Source organism: Bradyrhizobium sp. SMVTL-02 (assembly GCF_051853005.1).
GTDB lineage: Bacteria > Pseudomonadota > Alphaproteobacteria > Rhizobiales > Xanthobacteraceae > Bradyrhizobium.
Map to the genome: position 1 here is coordinate 7,394,208 of NZ_CP182469.1, position 19,386 is coordinate 7,413,593.

At 65.1% G+C, this 19,386-nt stretch carries 20 protein-coding genes and 2 pseudogenes; 11 read left to right on the top strand and 11 right to left on the bottom strand.

What is annotated here, in order from left to right:
• Positions 1-3 precede the first annotated feature (3 nt).
• The 3 genes from ACNJYB_RS35425 to ACNJYB_RS35435 all read right to left on the bottom strand — a co-directional run bounded on the left by ACNJYB_RS35425 (position 4) and on the right by ACNJYB_RS35435 (position 3,472).
• The gene (locus ACNJYB_RS35425) at positions 4-507 is read right to left on the bottom strand and encodes a GFA family protein (RefSeq protein WP_439371271.1); all 504 of its coding nucleotides are present in this window, start codon (positions 505-507) and stop codon (positions 4-6) included.
• 222 nt (positions 508-729) lie between these two features.
• The gene (locus tag ACNJYB_RS35430) at positions 730-1,857 is read right to left on the bottom strand and encodes an alkene reductase (RefSeq protein ID WP_439371272.1); all 1,128 of its coding nucleotides are present in this window, start codon (positions 1,855-1,857) and stop codon (positions 730-732) included.
• Positions 1,858-1,975: 118 nt separating this feature from the next.
• Positions 1,976-3,472: an aldehyde dehydrogenase family protein gene (locus ACNJYB_RS35435; protein WP_439371273.1), complete on the bottom strand. Its 1,497-nt coding sequence runs from the start codon at positions 3,470-3,472 to the stop codon at positions 1,976-1,978.
• 107 nt (positions 3,473-3,579) lie between these two features.
• Here ACNJYB_RS35435 and ACNJYB_RS35440 point away from each other — a divergent pair.
• Positions 3,580-3,729: pseudogene (locus tag ACNJYB_RS35440) on the top strand (short-chain dehydrogenase); the annotation flags it as partial.
• A 56-nt stretch (positions 3,730-3,785) separates the two neighbouring features.
• Here ACNJYB_RS35440 and ACNJYB_RS35445 read toward each other — a convergent pair.
• The 6 genes from ACNJYB_RS35445 to ACNJYB_RS35470 form a co-directional block, all read right to left on the bottom strand.
• Complete coding sequence (locus ACNJYB_RS35445) at positions 3,786-3,992, bottom strand: hypothetical protein (RefSeq protein WP_439371274.1); 207 nt, start codon at positions 3,990-3,992, stop codon at positions 3,786-3,788.
• Positions 3,993-4,064: 72 nt separating this feature from the next.
• The gene (locus ACNJYB_RS35450; RefSeq protein ID WP_439371275.1) at positions 4,065-4,478 is read right to left on the bottom strand and encodes a Rieske (2Fe-2S) protein; all 414 of its coding nucleotides are present in this window, start codon (positions 4,476-4,478) and stop codon (positions 4,065-4,067) included.
• Positions 4,479-4,484: 6 nt separating this feature from the next.
• Positions 4,485-5,597: an amidohydrolase family protein gene (locus ACNJYB_RS35455; RefSeq protein WP_439371276.1), complete on the bottom strand. Its 1,113-nt coding sequence runs from the start codon at positions 5,595-5,597 to the stop codon at positions 4,485-4,487.
• Positions 5,598-5,668: 71 nt separating this feature from the next.
• Positions 5,669-6,730, bottom strand: coding sequence for an amidohydrolase family protein (locus tag ACNJYB_RS35460; protein WP_439371277.1), 1,062 nt, complete (start codon positions 6,728-6,730; stop codon positions 5,669-5,671).
• 220 nt (positions 6,731-6,950) lie between these two features.
• On the bottom strand, positions 6,951-7,226 hold the full coding sequence (locus ACNJYB_RS35465) for a YiaA/YiaB family inner membrane protein (RefSeq protein WP_439371278.1): 276 nt from the start codon (positions 7,224-7,226) through the stop codon (positions 6,951-6,953).
• Positions 7,227-7,265: 39 nt separating this feature from the next.
• The gene (locus tag ACNJYB_RS35470) at positions 7,266-7,961 is read right to left on the bottom strand and encodes a PspA/IM30 family protein (protein WP_439371279.1); all 696 of its coding nucleotides are present in this window, start codon (positions 7,959-7,961) and stop codon (positions 7,266-7,268) included.
• Positions 7,962-8,064: 103 nt separating this feature from the next.
• Between ACNJYB_RS35470 and ACNJYB_RS35475 the strand changes: the two genes are divergently transcribed.
• The 3 genes from ACNJYB_RS35475 (at position 8,065) to ACNJYB_RS35485 (ending at position 11,934) form a co-directional block, all read left to right on the top strand.
• Positions 8,065-8,673 carry a TetR/AcrR family transcriptional regulator gene (locus tag ACNJYB_RS35475; RefSeq protein WP_439371280.1) on the top strand — a complete coding sequence of 203 codons (609 nt, stop codon included), beginning with the start codon at positions 8,065-8,067 and terminating at the stop codon, positions 8,671-8,673.
• A 93-nt stretch (positions 8,674-8,766) separates the two neighbouring features.
• A complete protein-coding gene (gene hydA, locus ACNJYB_RS35480; RefSeq protein ID WP_439371281.1) occupies positions 8,767-10,221 on the top strand; it encodes a dihydropyrimidinase in 1,455 nt (484 codons plus the stop codon).
• Between the two features lie 93 nt (positions 10,222-10,314).
• A complete protein-coding gene (locus ACNJYB_RS35485) occupies positions 10,315-11,934 on the top strand; it encodes an ABC transporter substrate-binding protein (protein WP_439371282.1) in 1,620 nt (539 codons plus the stop codon).
• Here the strand turns inward: ACNJYB_RS35485 and ACNJYB_RS35490 are convergent.
• A pseudogene (locus ACNJYB_RS35490) lies at positions 11,931-12,293 on the bottom strand (glycoside hydrolase family 3 N-terminal domain-containing protein); the annotation flags it as partial. The gene ACNJYB_RS35485 and the pseudogene ACNJYB_RS35490 overlap by 4 nt on opposite strands.
• 376 nt (positions 12,294-12,669) lie before the next feature.
• Between ACNJYB_RS35490 and ACNJYB_RS35495 the strand changes: the two are divergent.
• Genes ACNJYB_RS35495 through ACNJYB_RS35505 form a run of 3 tightly spaced genes read left to right on the top strand, consistent with a single transcriptional unit; the run spans position 12,670 to position 16,472 of the window.
• Positions 12,670-14,172: a DUF4153 domain-containing protein gene (locus tag ACNJYB_RS35495; protein ID WP_439371283.1), complete on the top strand. Its 1,503-nt coding sequence runs from the start codon at positions 12,670-12,672 to the stop codon at positions 14,170-14,172.
• A gap of 12 nt (positions 14,173-14,184) precedes the next feature.
• On the top strand, positions 14,185-14,889 hold the full coding sequence (locus tag ACNJYB_RS35500) for a response regulator transcription factor (protein ID WP_439371284.1): 705 nt from the start codon (positions 14,185-14,187) through the stop codon (positions 14,887-14,889).
• Positions 14,886-16,472, top strand: coding sequence for an ATP-binding protein (locus ACNJYB_RS35505; protein WP_439371285.1), 1,587 nt, complete (start codon positions 14,886-14,888; stop codon positions 16,470-16,472). The genes ACNJYB_RS35500 and ACNJYB_RS35505 overlap by 4 nt, the downstream gene beginning before the upstream one ends.
• Here the strand turns inward: ACNJYB_RS35505 and ACNJYB_RS35510 are convergent.
• A complete protein-coding gene (locus ACNJYB_RS35510; RefSeq protein WP_439371286.1) occupies positions 16,469-16,609 on the bottom strand; it encodes a hypothetical protein in 141 nt (46 codons plus the stop codon). The genes ACNJYB_RS35505 and ACNJYB_RS35510 overlap by 4 nt on opposite strands.
• Before the next feature lie 71 nt (positions 16,610-16,680).
• On the opposite strand from ACNJYB_RS35510, the gene ACNJYB_RS35515 reads away from it, so the two are divergent.
• The 4 genes from ACNJYB_RS35515 (at position 16,681) to ACNJYB_RS35530 (ending at position 19,353) form a co-directional block, all read left to right on the top strand.
• Entirely contained in the window at positions 16,681-17,187 is a 507-nt protein-coding gene (locus ACNJYB_RS35515) for an alpha-ketoglutarate-dependent dioxygenase AlkB (protein WP_439371287.1), read from the top strand.
• A 204-nt stretch (positions 17,188-17,391) separates the two neighbouring features.
• Entirely contained in the window at positions 17,392-17,802 is a 411-nt protein-coding gene (locus ACNJYB_RS35520; protein ID WP_439371288.1) for a DUF3606 domain-containing protein, read from the top strand.
• Positions 17,803-17,819: 17 nt separating this feature from the next.
• Positions 17,820-18,308 carry a hypothetical protein gene (locus ACNJYB_RS35525; RefSeq protein WP_439371289.1) on the top strand — a complete coding sequence of 163 codons (489 nt, stop codon included), beginning with the start codon at positions 17,820-17,822 and terminating at the stop codon, positions 18,306-18,308.
• Between the two features lie 124 nt (positions 18,309-18,432).
• Positions 18,433-19,353, top strand: a complete 921-nt coding sequence (locus ACNJYB_RS35530) for an alpha/beta hydrolase (RefSeq protein WP_439375721.1) — start codon at positions 18,433-18,435, stop codon at positions 19,351-19,353.
• Positions 19,354-19,386: the final 33 nt, after the last annotated feature.

The window sequence follows — 19,386 nt, forward strand, 5'->3', positions numbered from 1 at the left end:
GAGCTACATCTCCTCCCGCCCCAGCTCGAAAGGATCCTCGCCGCTAGCGCGCTTCTTCTTTTTCGCGCGCTGCCACACCACGCCCGGAAAACCCTTCAGCGGCACCAGGGGCTCGCCGGTATAGGCCCATTCCTGCAGCTCCTCGATCGCAATGTGATACAGCGGCCGGCGGCCGGTGCGTTCCGTGAACAGCGCGCGAGGAATGTTGACCATGTGCGGCCCGCGCGGGCGCTCATACGCGATCGGCGTGCCGCAATGCGAGCAGAAGCTGCGCGCGGTCTTGGTGGCCTTGTCCTCGTAGCGGGTCAGCGCAGTCTTGCCCGAGGTGATGCGAAAGCGCTTCTTCCAGCTTCCGACATAGGTGGCGTAGGCCGCGCCATGGGCGCGCCGGCTACTGGCAGAGTGATCATGCCAGGCCCAGCGCGCCGGGACGTCGATCTCGAAGGTGACCTTGCCGCAGAGGCATTGGCCGGTGGCGGTTCCTGCGGCACCTGCGGCTTTGGCCATGATTGCTTTCTCCGTCGTCATTGCGAGCGCAGCGAAGCAATCCAGGCTGTCTCCGCGAAAAGATTCTGGATTGCTTCGCTGCGCTCGCAATGACGGAATTTGTGGTGCCGTCGGAGCCTGAACAATAGGCTCGTAGCCCGGATGAGCGAAGCGACATCCGGGAAAAGACTTGCTCTGGCAAAAGTCCCGGATATCGCTTCGCTCATCCGGGCTACGGCAGAGTCACGCCGGCGTCAGCTCGTCGTACACCGGGTAATCCGTATACCCCTTCTCCTCGCCGCCATAGAACGTTGCGCGGTTGTAGGGCGTGATCGGGTAATCGTGCTCCAGGCGCCGCGGCAGGTCCGGGTTGGAGATGAAGATGCGGCCGAAGGCGATGATGTCGGCGTGTCCCTCGGCGATCGCCGCGTTCGCGCTCTCGCCGGTAAAGCCGCCGGCGGTCATCAGCACGCCGCTGTAGAGCGGCCGGAACAGCACCATGGCGGAGGGCACGTTGTCCCAGTGGACATCGGCGCGGCCGGCGCCGCTGGAGCGCGGTTCGATCAAATGCAGATAGGCCAGACCCAGCTTGTCCAGCGCCTTCACGACGTACGTATAGAGCGGCATCGGATCGGGCTCGCCGGAATCGTTGGCGATACCGTGCGGTGACAGCCGCACGGCAACGCGGTTCGCCCCCCACACGTCGATCGCAGCCTGCGTGACCTCGAGCAGAAGCCGCGCCCGGTTCTCGATCGATCCGCCATATTGATCGCTGCGCTGGTTGCTGCGCGTTTGCAGGAACTGCTCGAGCAGATAGCCATTGGCACCGTGGATCTCGACACCGTCGAAGCCGGCGGCCAGCGCGTTCTTCGCGCCCTGCCGGAAGGCCTCGACGATGCCCTTGACCTCCTCCGTCTCCAGCGCGCGCGGCGTCTCGTAATCGGCGATCTTGCCGTCGGCAGTCATCGCCTTCATGCCTTCGGCCTTGATCGCAATCGCCGAGGCCGAGACCGGCAGCTCACCGCCATGGAAAGAGGAATGCGAGACGCGGCCGACATGCCAGAGCTGGAGGAAGATGATGCCGCCCTTGGCGTGCACGGCATCCGTCACCTTACGCCAGCCGGCGATCTGCGCGTCCGTATAGATGCCCGGCGTCGCCGGGTTGCCGCGGCCGTGGGAGAGCACCGGCGAGGCCTCGGCGATGATCAGGCCGCCCTTGGTCGCGCGCTGGCCGTAATATTCGGCGTTGAGCGGCCGCGGCGAAAAGCTCTCGCGCTCGGCCCGCATACGCGTCAACGGCGCCATCGCGACGCGATGGGCGAGCTTGTACGGACCGACCTGCAACGGTTGAAACAACGCCTCGAATTTCATGCGAACCCCGGATGCTATGAAAGGATGCGGATCATATAGCGACGGGCGGCCCCTCGAAAAGGTGCCGCCCGTGCAATAGCAGATATTCCCTGCCGCGGAACGCGGAAGGGAACAGATGTTACGCCGTCTTGATCCAGACCGCCTTCACGTTGAGATATTCCTCGACATGCTGCTTGCCGGACTCGCGGCCATAGCCGCTCATCTTGTAACCGCCGAACGGCACGGCCGGATCCATCGCCTGGTAACAATTCACCCACACCGAGCCGGCGCGCAGGCGCTTCGCCACCGCATGCGCCTTGGTGACGTCGCGCGTCCACAGGCCGGAGCCGAGGCCGAATGTGGTGTTGTTGGCGCGCTTGACCAGCTCGTCCATGTCCTTGAACGCGATCGCGGAGATGACGGGACCGAAGATCTCCTCCTGCGCGATCCGCATGTTGTCCTGGACACCGGCGAACACCGTCGGCGAGACGAAGAAGCCCTTCGACAATGCGCCTTCAGTGACGCGGCCGCCGCCGGCAAGCGCCTGCGCGCCTTCCTTCTGGCCGATGTCGAGATAGCCGGTGACGCGTTCGAGCTGCTGCTCGGAAACCAGCGGGCCGATCTGCACGTTGGGATCGAGGCCGTTGCCGACCTGCAGCTTCTTGCCGAACTCGGCGACGCGGCCGACGAACTCGTCGTAGATCGCCTGCTCGACGAACAGGCGCGTGCCGGCGCTGCAGATCTGCCCCGAATTGGCGAACACCGCCATCGCCGCGCCAGGCACGGCGGCATCGAGATCGGCATCGGCAAACACGATGTCCGGCGACTTGCCGCCGAGCTCGAGCGAGACGCGCTTGAGGTTGCCGGCCGAAGCGCGGATGATCGACTGGCCGGTGACATGCGAGCCGGTGAAGGCGACCTTGTCGACGTCGTGATGCGAGGCGAGCGCGGCGCCGGCGGTCTCGCCATAGCCGGGCACGACATTGACGACGCCGGGCGGAATGCCGGCTTCCATCGCGAGCTCGGCGATGCGCAGCGAGGTCAGCGGCGCCTCCTCGGCGGGCTTGAGCACCACGGTGCAGCCGGTCGCGACCGCAGGCCCGATCTTCCAGATCGTCGCGGAGAGCGGACCGTTCCAGGGAATGATGGCGCCGACGACGCCGACCGGCTCCTTCAGCGTGTAGGAGAAGATTTCGCCCGGCAGCGAGTTCTCGATGGTCTCGCCATGGATCGCCGTGGTCTGGCCGGCGTAGTAGCGCAGCATGCCTATGGCACGCAGGCGATAGGCGCGCGTGCGGCTGAGCGGCGCGCCCATGTCGAGCGTGTCGAGCTGCGACAATTCGTCGAAGTTCTTTTCGACGAGGTCGGCGAGCCTGAGCAGCAGGTTCTGCCGCTCGAACGGCTTGACCTTGCTCCAAGGCCCCTCGAAGGCGCGGCGGGCCGCGGCGACCGCACGGTCGATGTCTTCCTTGTCGCCCTCGGCGACCGTCGCGAGCAGTTCGCCGGTGGCTGGATTGCGGGTCTCGAAGCGCTTGCCGGAGGCCGCGTCGACCCACTTGCCGTCGATCAGCATCTGCTTGTAGGACCCGTTTGCGAACGGGTGGCGCGTGATCGGAATAGCCTGCGACACAGCCATGGCGGCACTCCCTGTCAGATCATTGATTGGGTTCGATCTCGCTGGGATCGTTAGGTCGAGCAGAATACAGCGGTGCCGGAAGGGCGTAAAGGCGGCGAGGAACGAACATCGTGTGCCCGGACAATGACGTGCCGCGCGCCGTGGACGAAAAGCGCATGCTGTGGGCGGCGGGCGATACCGTCGAGAACCGCCCGCCGCTGTCGCGCTGGCACCCGGATTATGCGGATGCGTTCGAGAGATTCGTGAAGGGGGAGTAGGCTTGCACGGTTCTCTCACTCCCTCGCCCCGTTCTTACGTGGAGAGGTGAAGCGCCCTACAGCGTCTCTTGCTTGTGCCCGCAATTCTTGCAGGCGAACTTGACGCGGGTCTGGCCTTTTTCCGCCTGCACCCGGTTCGGCGCGCCGCACCTGCCGCAGACGGCCTCGATGCGGGTCGCGCCCTGCTTGACGACGATGGTCTTCTTTTCCATCGATTCGCGGATCAGGCGCTCGGCCTCCTCACGCATGGATTGTTTCGACAAAGCTCGTCTCCGCCTCTGAAAGCGCGAGAGCCATATCGCACCTGTATTCAAATCACAATGCGCAAAGCCCGATCAGACCTCAACGATCACATAACTGTCCTCGACATGCACCGGAAACGTCTCGGCAACATAGGGGCCCTTCTGCAATTCCTCGCCGCGCTCCACCGCGACCGGATATGACCGGATCCTGACGCGCTTGGGATCGAACCAGGACTGGCCGTTGCGCATGTCGAACTCCCAGCCGTGCCAGGGACAGCGCAGCATCTCGCCGACGCGCGAGCGCTCGTAAACGCCCGGCTCGGGCGAGGTCAGCCGCGCCACGCAGGCCGCCTTCTCCAGCGGCGCTCCTTCATGCGGGCAGCGGTTCAGAAGCGCGAAGAACTCGCCGTTGACGTGGAACACCACGATGTCGCGGCCGGCGACAGCGACGACCTTGTTGCCGCCGGGCGGGATCTCCGAGGTGGTAGCGACGATGTGACGGGCCATACTGTCTCAGAATTTATAGACCGCACGCGCATTGGTGCTGAAGATCTTCCTTCGCTCCGCCTCGGTCAGCGGCGTCTTGAAGGCGAAGCGTGGGTCGTCGAAATCCCAGTGCGGATAGTCCGACGAGAACAGCAAGCGGTCGACGCCGACCCATTCGATCAGCGCGCGCAGGTGCCGCGCCGCGTCAGGCTCGTCGATCGGCTGGGTCGTGAACCAGAAATGCTCGCGGACATATTCGGACGGCTTGCGCTTGAGATGCGGCACCTCGCTGCGGAAGCGCTCGAAATGCTGGTCCATGCGCCACACCGCCGAGGGAATCCAGCCGAACCCGCCTTCGATGAAGACGATCTTCAGTCTTGGGAAGCGCTCGGGCACGCCTTCGATGACGAGGCTCGCAAGCTGCGCCGCGATGGTATGCGCGTTCGACTGATGCTCCTCGACATAATAAGACGGCCAGCCGCCACCGGTCGGCGCATGTCCGCCATAGCCGCCGACATGGATACCGAGCGGCAGGTCAAGCTCCTGGGCACGCTCGTAGATCGGCCAGTAACGTCGGCGGCCGAGCGGCTCGTTGGCGCGCGGCGAGACATTGATCTGGATGTACTCGCCGGTTTTCGCGCAGCGCTCGATCTCGGCAATCGCGAGATCCACCCCGTCCTGCCCGACCAGGATCGAGGCCTTCAGGCGCGGATCGCGATGCGACCAGAACGCCAGCTGCCAGTCGTTGATGGCGCACTGGATCGCAGCGCCGAATTCGAGGTTCTGCTGCGAGAAGATGAAGAGATCGAGCACCTGCAAAATGCCGAACTCGACGTCGAGGGGATCGAGATGCTGCTTCTGCATGAAGGCGAGATCGGAGCCGGGCGGCCCGCCGGTCGGCGGCCAGGCATCCCGCCGCGCGATCAGCGGCGAGGAGCGCGGATAGGGTGTGGTGAACAGGTACGGCGTGCGCAGATGGCTGCCATATTCCTTCAGATGCTGCTGCCACCGTTGCGGCAGGAATTCTTTGAGGTCGTCGACCGAGTGCAGGCTCGGATGCACGTCGCAGTCGACGATGCGCAGCTTTGATGCGGCAGGTTTCTCGTCGTCACGCAGCGGCCGGTCGATGACCTCACTCATGCGAACCTCCAAACTCTTTGTTTGCGCATGATCTGATCGGAAAGCCGGTGCCCACGTTTCCGGATCATGCGCTAGTTCAGTTTCAAACGCGGAAACGTCTCCAGCGGATTGTCGACGCACATCTTCGCGATCAAGCTCTTCGGCAGGTTCGGCGGGATCGGATCGTCTCCGTCGAACTGCCAGTGCGGATAGTCGGACGCGAACAGGAACATCTTTTCCGAGCCGATCTGGTCGATGATCTCCTCGACGCTTCTTGCATCGCCCGGCGCGTCGAACGGCTGCATGGTGACACGGAAATTTTCGCGGACGATCGACGCCGGCTCGCGCTCGACCCAGGGTACCTCGACGCGGACGCCGCGCCAGGTCTTGTTGGCGCGCCACATGAAGGCGGGCAGCCAGCTGACGCCCGACTCCATCAGCACGACCTTCAGATCAGGAAATTTGCCGAACACGCCCTCGTAGATCAGGCTGAGGATCTGCGCCTGAAATGCCTGCGCCTCGACGAAGTAATATTCGTAACGGTGCGACGGCCAGCCGGCCGAGCTCGGCGCCTGCCGATATTGCGTACCGGCGTGGATCGCGAGCGGCAGCTTGTACTTCTCCGCGAGCTGGTAGACCGGCCAGAAATGCCGCCGTCCCAGCAGCGTCTCGCCCTGCGCCAGCACCAGAATGGAGACGAAGCGGTGATCGCCGGCGCGGCGCTCGATCTCCTCGATCGCCAGATCCGGCGCCTGCATCGGCAGCACGATGGAGGCGCGCAGGCGCGGATCGCGCGACAGCCACTCGGCGGCGATCCAGTCGTTGATGGCCTTGCAGAAGTCCGCCGCCATGTAGGCGTCGAACACCGCCTGTGCGCCGTAGAGCACGTTCAGGATCGCGTGGCTGGAACCCAGCTGGTCAAACGCGCCCTTCTGCACCATGGCGAGATCGGAGCCCGGCTTGGTACCGTTGACCGGCCGCCAGTCGGCGCGACCCGAGAGCGGCATGCTCGGCGGATAGGAGGTGAGATCGAGCCCGTCGATGGCGCGGCTCACCACCTGCTCTTTCCAGTGGTCGCTGAGATAGGGAAGCAGCGTCGTGCGCGTGCCACCAACCGCCGGATGGATGTCGCAGTCGATCCGCGTCACGGCCATGCAGGGTTCCTCGGAGTTTCCTCGCACCGTCTTTATTGGCGGCGCTCTTCGCGCCGCCCGGACAGAGTGCGGCGGCCGCCGCCGCTGCGCAAGCCCGCACGCCCGCGCGATCCGTCATGGCTCGGTTGCGCAGACGCGATGCTGATCAGGCATGCGGTGGATGCTCGGCCGCCCACCGCGTCTCGCTGCAAGCCGCGGCGCAGTTCCAGGCGCCCTCGCCTCAAGCCGCCTTGGAAACCTCCATCAGCAGCCGCTCGGCCCTGGCATCCTCGATGCGGTTCACCAGCCGGCTGCTCTCGTGATTGTCGCGCACGGTCTTGGTCAGCGTGATGCAGGTCTGGATCAGCATCACGATGCCCATGGCGAGATAGCCCTTCATCCAGAGGTCGATCGGCAGGAAGAAGACGCCGACGGCGACGAGGAAGGCGGAGGCCGCGAAGGACACGTAGGTGAAGGTGACCCAGGCGCTGCTATGGGGCTGGCCGTTCTGGTTCATGACTGTCTCCTGTTGTTTCGAATGAAAAGGGGTGTCAGTTCAAGCCATAGGCGTGCGCTTGGACTTCAGCCGCGCAAGGACGTCGTCTGCGGTCGTCTTGAGCCGGGGGCCGAAGCCCTGCTCCGCGAGACGCTCGGCAGTAGCGAGGGGACCCGTGGCCGCGTCGAGCTCGACCAGTGCGTCGTCGCTGGCCTGGGCTTCCATCTGCCGCTCGCGCAGCCGCCTCAAGGTGCTCTCGGCTTCCGGCAGCGTGGCTTCGTAGGGACGCGCCACCTCGATGCCGCTGCGACGGAGCGAGCGCACCGCTTCCGAGGCACGGGCGAGGCGCCGGCCGCGATCGAGCTCGGTGATGCGGGCCTGCGCGTTGGTCACGTGCCGCTTCAACCGCGCGATCTCGGTCGCGAACAGCGCGCGTGCTGTCATCGCCGCATCGCGGTCGGCTTCGAGACCCGCGATGGCCTCTGCCGCTTCCTTGGCGAGATCCTCGCGGCCGCCATCGAGCGCGGCAACTGCGCGGGTCTCGAGGTCAGCGATGCGCGCGAGGGTCGCCTCGAGCTTGCGGCCCTCCTGCTGGTCCTGTGCAATCGCAAGCGCCAGCGTCCGTTTGCTGCGCTCCACCGCGGCGGCGGCATCGCGCATCTGCTGATCCAGGATCAGCAGGGCCGTTCGGTCCTCCCGCTCCTCGCCCGCGGCGGCCACGCTGCCGCGGAATAGTGTCACGACGGTCTTGAACATCTGCAGCTCCCTATTTATGAGCGTTGCTCACAGAGGATTTGTAGCAGAAAACTTGAACATCGTTCAACGAATGTTTGAGCGACGCTCAGGAATTTGATTAATAATGTCTAAAGCACTGGAACGTCGAGAGAAGTTGCGGGTCGACCTGATCCAGGCGGCCGAGCGGATGATCGCTAAGCGGGGATTGGCGGGCCTGAAAACCCGCGATTTGGCCCGCGAGATCGGCTGCGCCAATGGCGCGGTCTACAATCTCGTCACCGACGTGGACGAGTTGGTCCTGCGCGTCGGCTCGCGCACGCTGCGCCGGCTGGACGAGGCGCTCAGCGCGGCGGTACGCACGAACGATCCGTCGCCGCATGAGACGCTGGTCCGCATCGCCCTTGCCTATTGCGACTTCGCCGCCGAAAACCTCGAGCTCTGGCGCGCGCTGTTCGAGCACCGCATGGAGGCCGACAAGGCGCTTCCTGACTGGTCGATCGACGACCAGTTGCAGCCGTTCCGCCACATCTACCAGCCGCTGGGGGCGCTGCTTCCAAAGCGCAGTCCGGATGAGCTGAGCGTCACCGCGCGCAGCCTGTTCTCGGCCGTGCATGGCATGGTGGCGCTCGGGCTGGAGCAGAAGCTGGTCGCCGTTCCCCTGCCGGCGCTGCGCAAGGAGATCGCGGGCCTCGTCCGCGCGATGATCGACGGGCTGGTCGCGCGCGCAGAGTGAAAAGGATGGCGGCGGCTGACTAAAATTTCGCCTGTCGCATCGCAGGTGGCGCGCTTAGCCTTCGGCCGTCCCTCACCTCTCCCGGAGCCTCTCATGCCCCTCCTCATCCGCGGCGGCACCGTCATCAATCACGATCATTCGCGCCGCGCGGACGTGCTGATCGACGGCGAGATCATTGTCGCGGTAGGCCCGTCGATCGAGGCGCCCGCTGGCACCGAGATCGTCGATGCCGGCGGCGCCTACGTCATCCCGGGCGGGATCGATCCGCATACCCATCTCGAAATGCCGTTCATGGGCACGGTGACCGCCGACGATTTCGAATCGGGAACCAAGGCGGCACTGAGCGGCGGCACCACCATGGTGGTGGATTTCTGCCTGCCCGATCCGGGCCAGTCGATGCTCGCGGCCTATCAGGAGTGGCGGCACAAATCCGAGAAGGCCGCCAGCGACTACGGCTTCCACATGGCGGTGACGTCGTGGTCGAGGCAGATCCACGACGAGATGGAGACCGTGGTCAAAACCTACGGCATCAACACCTTCAAGCATTTCATGGCCTACAAGGGCGCGCTGATGGTGAACGACGACGAGCTCTACAACTCGTTCGCGCGCTGCGCCCATCTCGGCGCGATGCCCGTCGTCCATGCCGAGAACGGCGACGTCGTCGCCTTGATGCAGGAGGCGCTGATCGCGCGCGGCGTCACCGGTCCGGAGGGACACGCCTATTCGCGGCCGCCCGAGGTCGAGGGCGAAGCCACCAACCGCGCCATCATGATCGCCGACATGACGGGCACGCCGGTCTATATCGTGCACACCAGCTGCCGCGAGGCGCATGAGGCGATCGCGCGGGCACGCGCCGCCGGCAAGCGCGTCTACGGCGAGCCGTTGATCCAGCATCTGCTGCTCGACGAGCGCGAGTATCAGAACAAGGATTGGGATCATTCCGCGCAGCGCGTGATGTCGCCGCCGTTCCGCGACAAGCAGCATCAGGACAGCCTCTGGGCCGGCCTGCAGTCCGGCTCGCTGCAGGTGGTCGCGACCGATCACTGCGCCTTCACCACCGAACAGAAGCGGTTCGGGCTCGGCGATTTCAGGAAGATCCCCAACGGCACCGGCGGCCTCGAAGATCGCCTTGCGTTGCTCTGGACCACGGGCGTCGTCACGGGGCGGCTCACCAAGGAAGAATTCGTCGCGGTGACCTCCGCAAACATCGCCCGCATCCTCAACATCTATCCACGCAAGGGCGCGGTCACCGTCGGCTCGGATGCCGATGTCGTCGTGTGGGACCCCAAGGCGACGAAGACCATCACTGCCAGGCGGCAAATGAGCAAGATCGATTACAATGTTTTCGAAGGCTTTGCCTGCACCGGCGGGCCGGCCGTGACACTGTCGCGCGGCCGCGTCGTCTGGAAGGACGGCGATTTGCGAGCCGAAGCCGGGGACGGCCATTACGTCGCGCGGCCGGCATTTTCGCCGGTGCATGTTGCCAATTCCACCTGGAAGGAGCTGACCGCCCCGCGCGCGGTCGCACGCGGTGCGGTGACGCCCTAGCGCGTTCGGGCGCAAGGCATGTGACACCTCGAAGGGCGCCGATGGCACACGCCTTGCCTCTCGATGTCGGACAATTCTCTGACGGAGGCGGCGATGAGTGATGCACCCCACAATATGACCCGGCGCGACGCGGTGCTAGGCGGCCTCGCCGCTGGTATGGCAGCATTTGCTCCACGTCTCGCCTGGGCGCAGGGGCGAGCTGAGACACTGCTGGTGGTGCAGGAGCTCGGGCCGAACTCTCTGGACATGCAGGGCGTGGGCTCCAACCAGACGGTCAACGGCCTGTCCTGGAATTGCTACGACCGCCTGCTGACCTACGCCTCCAAGACGCTGCCCGACGGCACGGTCTCGTACGATCGCGAGAAGCTCGCGCCCGAGCTGGCCGAGAGCTGGGAGGTCGCCGCCGACGGCATGTCCTGCACCTTCAAGCTGCGCAAGGACGCAAAATTCCACGACGGCACGCCTGTTACCGCCAAGGACGTCAAATGGTCGTTCGACCGCGCCGTGAAGGTCGGCGGCTTCCCGACCTTCCAGATGTCGGCCGGCTCCCTGGAAAAGCCCGAGCAGTTCGCGGTGGTCGACGATCACACCTTCCGCATCGACTATGTCCGCAAGGACAAGATGCTGCTGTTCAACGTCGCCGTCGTCGTGCCCTTCATCATCAATTCCGAGCTGGCGAAGAAGAATGCGACGGCGGAAGATCCCTGGGCGCTCGCATGGCTGAAGAACAACGAGGCCGGCGGCGGCGCCTACAAGATCGAGAGCTGGAAGCCCGGCAGCGAGACCGTGCTGACGCGCTTCGATGACTGGAGGAGCGGACCGCTGCCGAAGGTCAAGCGCGTGATCGCGCGCGACGTCCCCTCCGCCGGCACCCGCCGCGCCATGCTGGAGCGGGGCGATGCGGATATCTCCAGCGGCTTTGCGCCGCGTGATTTCGAGCAGATCATCAAAGAGGGCAAGGTCAAGGTCTCGGGCGTGCCGATCCCGAACGCGCTTTGGTATGTCGCGCTCAACACGGCAAAGCCGCCGTTCGACAATGCCAAGCTGCGCCAGGCCATCGCCTGGGCGATGCCCTATGAGCAGATCCAGACCAGCGCCTTCTTCGGCCGCGCCGTTCCGATGTACGGCGGCTCGGCGGAGGTCTCAAATCCGGTCTGGCCGCAGCCGTTTCCCTATGTCACCGATCTCGACAAGGCGAAGGCTTTGCTGAAGGAAGCAGGATTCGAAGCCGGCCTGGAGACCACGCTGTCGCTGGACACGGGCACGGCCACCGTCGGCGAGCCGACCGCGATCCTGATCCAGGAGAGCCTCGCCAAGATCGGCATCAAGGCGGGAATCGAAAAAATCCCCGGCGCGAACTGGCGGACGACGCTGAACAAGAAGGAGCTGCCGCTCGCGCTCAACCGCTTCAGCGGCTGGCTCGACTATCCCGAATACTATTTCTACTGGAATTTCCACGGCAACAACTCGATCTTCAACATCTCCTCCTACCAGAACAAGGCGATGGACGCGCTGATCGACAAGGCGCGCTTCACCACGGATGCCGCGGAATACGACAGATGCGTGAAGGATTTCATCGCACTCTGCATGCGCGACGTTCCCGTCATTCCGCTCAATCAGCCGATCCACGACGTCGCCATGCAGAAGAACGTCAGCGGTTACGAATTCTGGTTTCACCGCGAACCGGACTATCGTCAATTTGCCAAGGGCTAGTTGCGACGGGCGATGCTGATTGCCGAAGAGGCGCGTGCCTGCGCGATCGGAAAACCGCGCTCCAGCCGCGCCGCACTCGCATGCAGCATCGCCGCATCGAGGCTGCCCTGCCGTGATCCCTCCAGAGCGCAGGCAAAGACCCGGTAGAACTGCGCGCCGTCGTAGGCGACCAGCAGCAGATCGACGCCGGCATTGATCGCCTCGACCACGGCCTTGCAGACGTCGTTCTGGTAGATCGCGCCCATCACGAGGTCGTCGGTCATCACCATGCCCTGGTAGCCCAACTTGCCGCGGATGATTCCTTGCACGACCTGCCTGGAATGCGACGCGGCGCGATCGGGATCGACGGCCGTGAGGGTCGATGCCGCGCCATCGCCCCCTGCGCAGCAGGACGATGACGATCAGGATGCTTGCGGCGACAAGTGCGATGTTTCCGCCGCCACGCAGCGGGAGCAGATAAGGATCGTTCTTGTTCGCGGCCGCGAATGCGGCAAGTGGCGCGGCAAGCCAGAGCAGGATGAGACCGAGGCGATTGAGGAATTGCATGATGCGTCACGCGGAGGGAGTGCCGAATGCTTCGCACCTATCAAAGCGATTTGCGATGTACGAGAGGCAAAAGCGCGCCTGCACGAAAACTGCAAAAAACTCCTGAAACCATGCAGACGAAGGCCCCGGCCTCTGCGCAAGCGCCGTGCAGAGTGCACGATGTCGATATTCACGAAAGGTCATTTGCGCATGACGAGCCTGGCTACGACGCCGACGACGGACATCGAACCGATCGGGCCCTCGACCATATCGGTCAAGCTCGCGATGGCGCTGGTGCTCGCCGCGCTCGCCGACTGGCTGTTCTATGGACAGCGGGCCGGGCTATCGCTGGTGATCTTTGCGGTCGCGATCGTCAGCGCCTCGGTCCTCGCCAACCACGCATCCCTGGACATCCGCCGCGCCGCGATCGGGGGCGCCGTCATCGTCCTTGGTCTCGTGCCTGTCAGCGAAGAGCTCAACACGCTTTCGTTCCTGATCCTCATTGCAGCAATGGTGATCGCCCTGCTGCTGGCAACCAATCCCGAAACGACTGGCCTTGCCGACCGAGCCCGCGCGCTGCGCAACTTCGTCCTGTTCGGCCCCTTCCGAGTCTTCCCCGAAGCGCTTCAGGTCTTCAACATGTCGGCGTTCACCCGCAGCATAGCGCTGTGGCTGATGCCGGTGGTGCTGGGCACCGTGTTCGTCGCGCTGTTCGCTGCCGCCAATCCCGTGATCGAGCAATGGGTCGCGCTGCTCAACCCGAAGATCATCCTCGACTATGTCAGCGTTCCGCGGGTGCTGTTCTGGATCATGATGCTGGCGCTGGTGTGGCCGTTCATCCATGTGCGCTGGCGGCGCAGGAAGATTGCCGTCGCCACCGAGGCCAATGCCGTGGAGCCACCCCCGCTTCCGCCCTTCGTGTCGCCGGAGTTTCTGGGGCCCTCCACCATCCTGCGCTCTCTGATCCTGTTCAACCTGCTGTTCGCAGCGCAGTCCATTCTCGACGGCCTCTATCTCTGGGGTCAGGTCGCGCTGCCCGACAACATGACTTATGCGGCCTACGCCCATCGCGGCGCCTATCCGCTGATCGCGACCGCCCTGCTCGCGGCCGCTTTCGTGCTGGTCGCGATGCGCCCCGGTGGCCCCGCCGAAAAATCCCGGGTGATCCGGCCGCTGGTCTATCTCTGGGTCGGGCAGAACGTGCTGCTTGTCGCTTCCTCCATCCTTCGCCTGGATCTCTATGTCGGCATCTACATGCTGACCTATTGGCGCATTGCGGCCTTCATCTGGATGGGACTGGTGGCGCTGGGACTGATCCTGATCGTCGCCCGCATCGCGCTCGACCGGTCCAACGGGTGGCTCGTCTGCGCCAACCTGATCGCATTAACGATCGTGCTGTACAGTGCCTCGCTGGTGAACTTCGATGCGTTCATTGCTGACTACAACCTGAAGCACAGCAGTGAAATGGGAGGGAACGGCGTGAAGATCGATGCCAATTACCTCCTCACGTTGGGCCCACAGGCGCTGCCTGCGATCGACAAGGTCATCGCGCTTCGCGGGGGTGATTACTGTCTTGCGGGCCGTCGAGATCGGCTAGTAGAAAGTCAGCGGCAGGACCTGGCGTGGCGTGCCTGGGGCTTTCGGAGCTGGAGGCTGCAGCGCCGGCTCGACGCGCAGGCCAAGGGCCAGCCCGGCAATCAGCCGGCGGGGTGAGCGGAGAATCTCTTGGCACATCGCATCCTCATCGTCGACGACGAGGGCCACATCCGCGAGGTCATCCGCGTCGCCCTGAAGAAGGCCGGCATGGACGTGATCGAGGCGCGCGACGGCAAGGAGGCGCTCGCCCGCTTTGCCGCCGACAGGCCCGATCTGATCGTGCTCGACATCGGCATGCCCGAATTCGACGGCCTCGACGTCTGCCGCGAGATCCGCAAAGGCTCGGACGTACCGATCCTGTTCCTGTCGGCGCGCGACGAGGAGATCGACCGCATCCTCGGCCTCGAGATCGGCGGCGACGACTACGTGACCAAGCCGTTCAGCCCGCGCGAGCTGGTGGCACGGGTCAACGTCATCCTGCGCCGCCTCAGCCCGCGCAATGGCGAGGCCAAGGCCGGGCCGGCCGCCCTGGTGCAAGGCGGCCTGCTGATCGATCCCGAGCAGCATGTCGCGATCTTCGCCGGCACGCCGCTGAAGCTCACCGCGATCGAGTTCGGCATCCTGCGCGCGTTCCTGACCCGGCCGACCTCGGTGTTCAACCGCGAGCAGCTGATGCGGGCGGCCTATCAGCTCAACATCCAGGTCTCCGACCGGACCATCGACAGCCACATCCGCAATATCCGCGCCAAGCTGGCGGCGCTCGCCTGCGACAACGTGATCGAGACCATCCACGGCGTCGGCTTCAAGCTCGGCCGCTGCGAGAAAGAGGCATGAGCGCGGCGCCCGACAAATGGCGGCCGTCGCTGGGGCTGGTGATCTTCGCGGTGCTGGCGACCGTCGCGGTGCTGCCGCTGGTCGGCCTGTTCTTCTTCCGCCTCTACGACAACCAGCTGATCCGCCAGACACAGGCCGAGCTGATCGCACAGAGCCGCGTGCTCGCGACGATCTATGCACAGGAGGTCACGGCACGGCTCGACGGTGGCCTCACACTCGGCGCCGAGGTGCCGCCGGGCGTGCTGCCCGACCCCGGCGACCAGGTCACGCCGATCCGCCCCGCGCTCGACCTCACGGCCGACGACCTGCTGCGGCGGCGGCCTGATGCGCTGCCCGCGTCCCGGCCGGCGCAAGCAGCCTATGTCGACATCGGCGCCAGGCTGACGCCGATCATCCGCGAGACCCAGAAGGTGACGCTGGCGGGCTTTCGCATCCTCGATCCGCAAGGCGTGGTGATCGCCGGGCGGCAGGAGGTCGGGCAGTCGCTCGCCCATGTCGAGGAAGTCGCGGACGCGCTCCGCGGGCAGTACCGGGCCACCTTGCGCAACCGCGTGCCGGACAAGCCGCCGCCGCCGATCTATTCCTTCAGCCGCGGCCTCGGCGTCCACGTGTTCTCGGCGATGCCGGTCATCGTCAACAACCGCGTTGCCGGAGTGATCTACACGACGCGGACGCCGAGCAACATCTTCGACCATCTCTACCAGGAGCGGGCCAAGTTCGTGCTGGCCGGGCTTGCCGTGATCCTCGGCACGATCCTGATCGGCCTGGTGTTCTCGCGCACCATCACGCTGCCGATGCGCGAATTGATCGACCGCGCCGCCAGAATCGGCCGCGGCGACCGCGACGCGTTCCACCCGCTCAAGCATTACGGCACGCGGGAGTTCGCCCAGCTGTCGCACAGCTTCCTCGGCATGGCCGAGCAGCTCGCAAGGCGCTCCGACTATATCGCGACGTTCTCAGCCCATCTCACCCACGAGCTTAAATCGCCGCTGACCTCGATCAAGGGCGCGGCCGAGCTGCTGCAGGATTCGGTTCAGGGCAAAGCCGGCAGCCTGACCCCGGCGGAGCAGAACACCTTCATCGCCAACATCCTGTCCGACACGCAGCGGCTAGAGGCGATGGTACAGCGGCTACGCGAGCTCGCCCGCGCCGAGAGCCTGCCGCAGAACGAGCGCACCGAGCTCGCGCCCGTGGTCGCCGATCTCAAAAGCCGCTTTCCGGCAAGCTCCATCGACGCCAGCGGCAGCCTGGACCGGGCGATCGGCATGTCCTCGGAGAAGGCGCTGATCGTGCTGTCACACCTCGCCGATAACGCGGTGCGGCACAAAGCCGGGACAATCAGGCTGGAGGCGGTCGACGCGCGGACGACCCTGCTTGTGACGGTGAGCAATGACGGCGAGCCAATCTCGGCGCCCAACCGCGACAGGATCTTCGATGCGTTCTTCACCACCCGCCGCGACCAGGGCGGGACCGGGATGGGGCTGGCAATCGCACGTGCGGTGATGGCGAGCCATGGCGGCTCGATCCGACTCAAGCCCACCGACCAAGGGGCCGCCTTCGAGCTTCAATTTCCTGTCGCCTAGATCGCGAACACCCATGCGACGACGATGGTGCCGATGGTGACGAGACCCGCGATGGTCCAGCCGGCGGCATATTCCAGCTCGGGATGACCAGTGGCCCGCATGATCTCTGCCGGATCGGCGGTATGCTTTTCTGCCATGACAGCCTCGCACGTGTTTCCCCGTGTCATTAGATAAGTCGCACCAGCCGCGATTAGGTTCCATCACGGAAATGCGAGGAATGACACAACAGCAGCTAGGCTTGTTCGCCGATCCTGATGGAGGCCCGACCGGCCTTCGCTATGCGGACGATTTCATCGATGGCGCCGCCGAGCAGGAGCTGATCGGCCGCATCGCAGCATTGCCGCTGCAGCGCTTCCAGTTCGGCGCGTTCGAGGGCAACCGGCGCGTGGCCTCCTTCGGCTACCGCTATGACTACGCGCTGCAACGGCTCACCGAGGCCGATCCGATCCCGGATTGGGTCGCGCCCACCGCGCGGCTGGTCGAGGCATGGGCGGGCCTTTCCGCGGGCAGCGTGCAGCAGGTACTGTGCACAGAATACGACGTCGGCGTCGGCATCGGCTGGCATCGCGACAAGCCGCATTTCGACAAGGTGCTCGGCCTGTCGCTCGGCTCGCCATGCAAATTTCGCTTCCGCCGCCGTAGCGGCAACAAGTGGGAGCGCCACACGCCGGCACAGCGCTACTCCATCACCTTCCGGACAATGAAGCGGCGGTAGGCGAGCCTTCCAAAACAAAAACTGCGAAAACAACCCCATGCACAGTAGAAACCGCTTTCCCGCTTGGGCCGGGATGGCGCAGCGCAACCGTTCGACACACCGGTGCAAAACCGCCGTTCCGCGCGGCCGGGCGCGAGGCTCGCGCCTTGCCTTCCGAATCCGGTTGCATGCTAGACTGGATGCCATCCACGGCAGGAGGGAAGCATGGCCGACAACAAGGCAAAGCGGGGCGGCGCCGATCGCGCCCTGATCGCGCTCACCGAGAAATACGAACTCGCCTACTGGTCGAAGAAGTTCAAGGTGACCCCGGCCAAGCTGAGATACGCCGTCAAGAAGGTCGGCCACTCCGCCAGGAAGGTCGAGGCGTACATCAAGCTCCAGAAGCACCGCGCGTCCGACAAGAGCCGGATCGCGCTCGGCGAGCCCTACGAGGTCCGCTACTGGTCGAAGAAATTCAAGATCACCCCGGCCAAGCTGAGGCTCGTGGTCGGGGCGGCCGGACATTCCTCCAGGAAGGTCGAGGCCTATCTTGCGGCCCAGAAGGCTGCGAAGAAGGCCAAAAAAACCGTCAAGAAGACCGTGAAGAGGACCGTCAAGCGGAAGAAAGCGGCTTGAGGCTCCGGGAGAAAGGGATGAGACCCGGTCCAGCGATCCTCGCCTGCGCCTTCGTCCTTGCCGGAGCATCGTCCGGCGCCGCCGCAGCCACGCCCGCAAAGGTCTCAGGCGCGACCGCGCTGGCGCTCGCAGGTGTAATCGCGCCGCTGTCGCCGGACCTGACCGGAGCCGAGAAGAAGGCGGTGGCGATGCTGTTCGCCGCCAATGCCGACATTCCCTACAAGAAGGCCATCGTGGTGACCGCGGACCGGATCGTTTGCCGCAGCGGCAATGTCGACATCACCATCCGCAATTGCGAGGTGACCTTCGGCAAGAAGGTGAAGACCGTGAACGGCTCCACCGCCAACGAGATCTTCGCCACCGAAGCGCTGGCGGGCGTGCCGCCCGACGGCGGGGCGGGATCGAACTTCGAGAGCCTCTCCGAGCTGAGCTGCACGATCGATCCCAACGCCATCAGGCGGAAAGACGGCAGCGGGGCGGATTGCACGTTCCAGCCGGGGAATTGATCGGGCCGGGCGCACGAGCCGCAGGCGCCGTGAAATCGCCTCAACGCCAGCCAAGTAATAAGGCGAATTGAGAAGACTGGCCCCGGAAGCGAGCGAATATAAGGCCCGCAAAGCCCGCATCATGATGAAGAATTACCTCGCATTTTTCCTGCTTTTGACCGCGACTGGCGCCTCCGCGCACGGGCCGCTGCCGGCGGTGCCGTCCGATCTTGTGCTGGCAGGCCTCACCGATTCCGACACCACCGCCGGCGGCACCGCGCGGCTGTGCGAGCAGGTCACGTTCTCGCGCGGCCTGCGCTACGGCGAGGCCGAAGCCAACGTGCTCGATGTCGCCACCAGCGCGACCAAGGCGGATACGCCGCGGCCGGTGCTGCTGTTCGTGACCGGCGACACCTTCACCGGCGATCGCGCCGCGCCGGAGCTGTCGCGCCAGATCCAGGACCAGGCCATGTGCTTTGCCGCGCGCAACGACATGATCGGGGTCCGCGTCAACTATCGCCTGGCACCATCGGCGACCTGGCCTGCCGGGGCGACCGACGTGGCGGCGGCGCTGTCCTGGATTCACGGCAATATCGACCTGTTCAACGGCGATGCCCGCGAGATCGTCGCGGTTGGCTATGGCGCCGGCGCCTTTCACGTCGCCACCCTGCTGGCGCATCCGGAACTGCAGACCGATCGCGCCGACGTCGCCGGCGTCGTGCTGGTGTCCGGTATCTACCGCGTCGGCAAGGACGCCAGCGACAGCGAGAAGGCCTATCTCGGTACCGACGCCACGCAATACGACAAGCGATCGGTCTTTCCCGGCATCCTCAATGTCGACGTCCCCATCGTGCTGGCCTGGGCCGCGGACGATTCCGCCGGCCTGGTGGCGCAGGGCGAGACCCTGAAGAAGACGCTCTGCGGCGCCGGCCACTGCCCGCGCAGCGCGCTGCTGCGCAGCCGCGACGGCATCGCCGCCGCGTTTGGCTTAGACGGTTCCGGCGACAGCCTTGCGGAACCGACGCTGCTGCTGGTGCATCAGCTCGAGGCGCGCGGGTTGCCGTAGGTTGCACTCGGCCATCCACCCTCACCTTTTGCT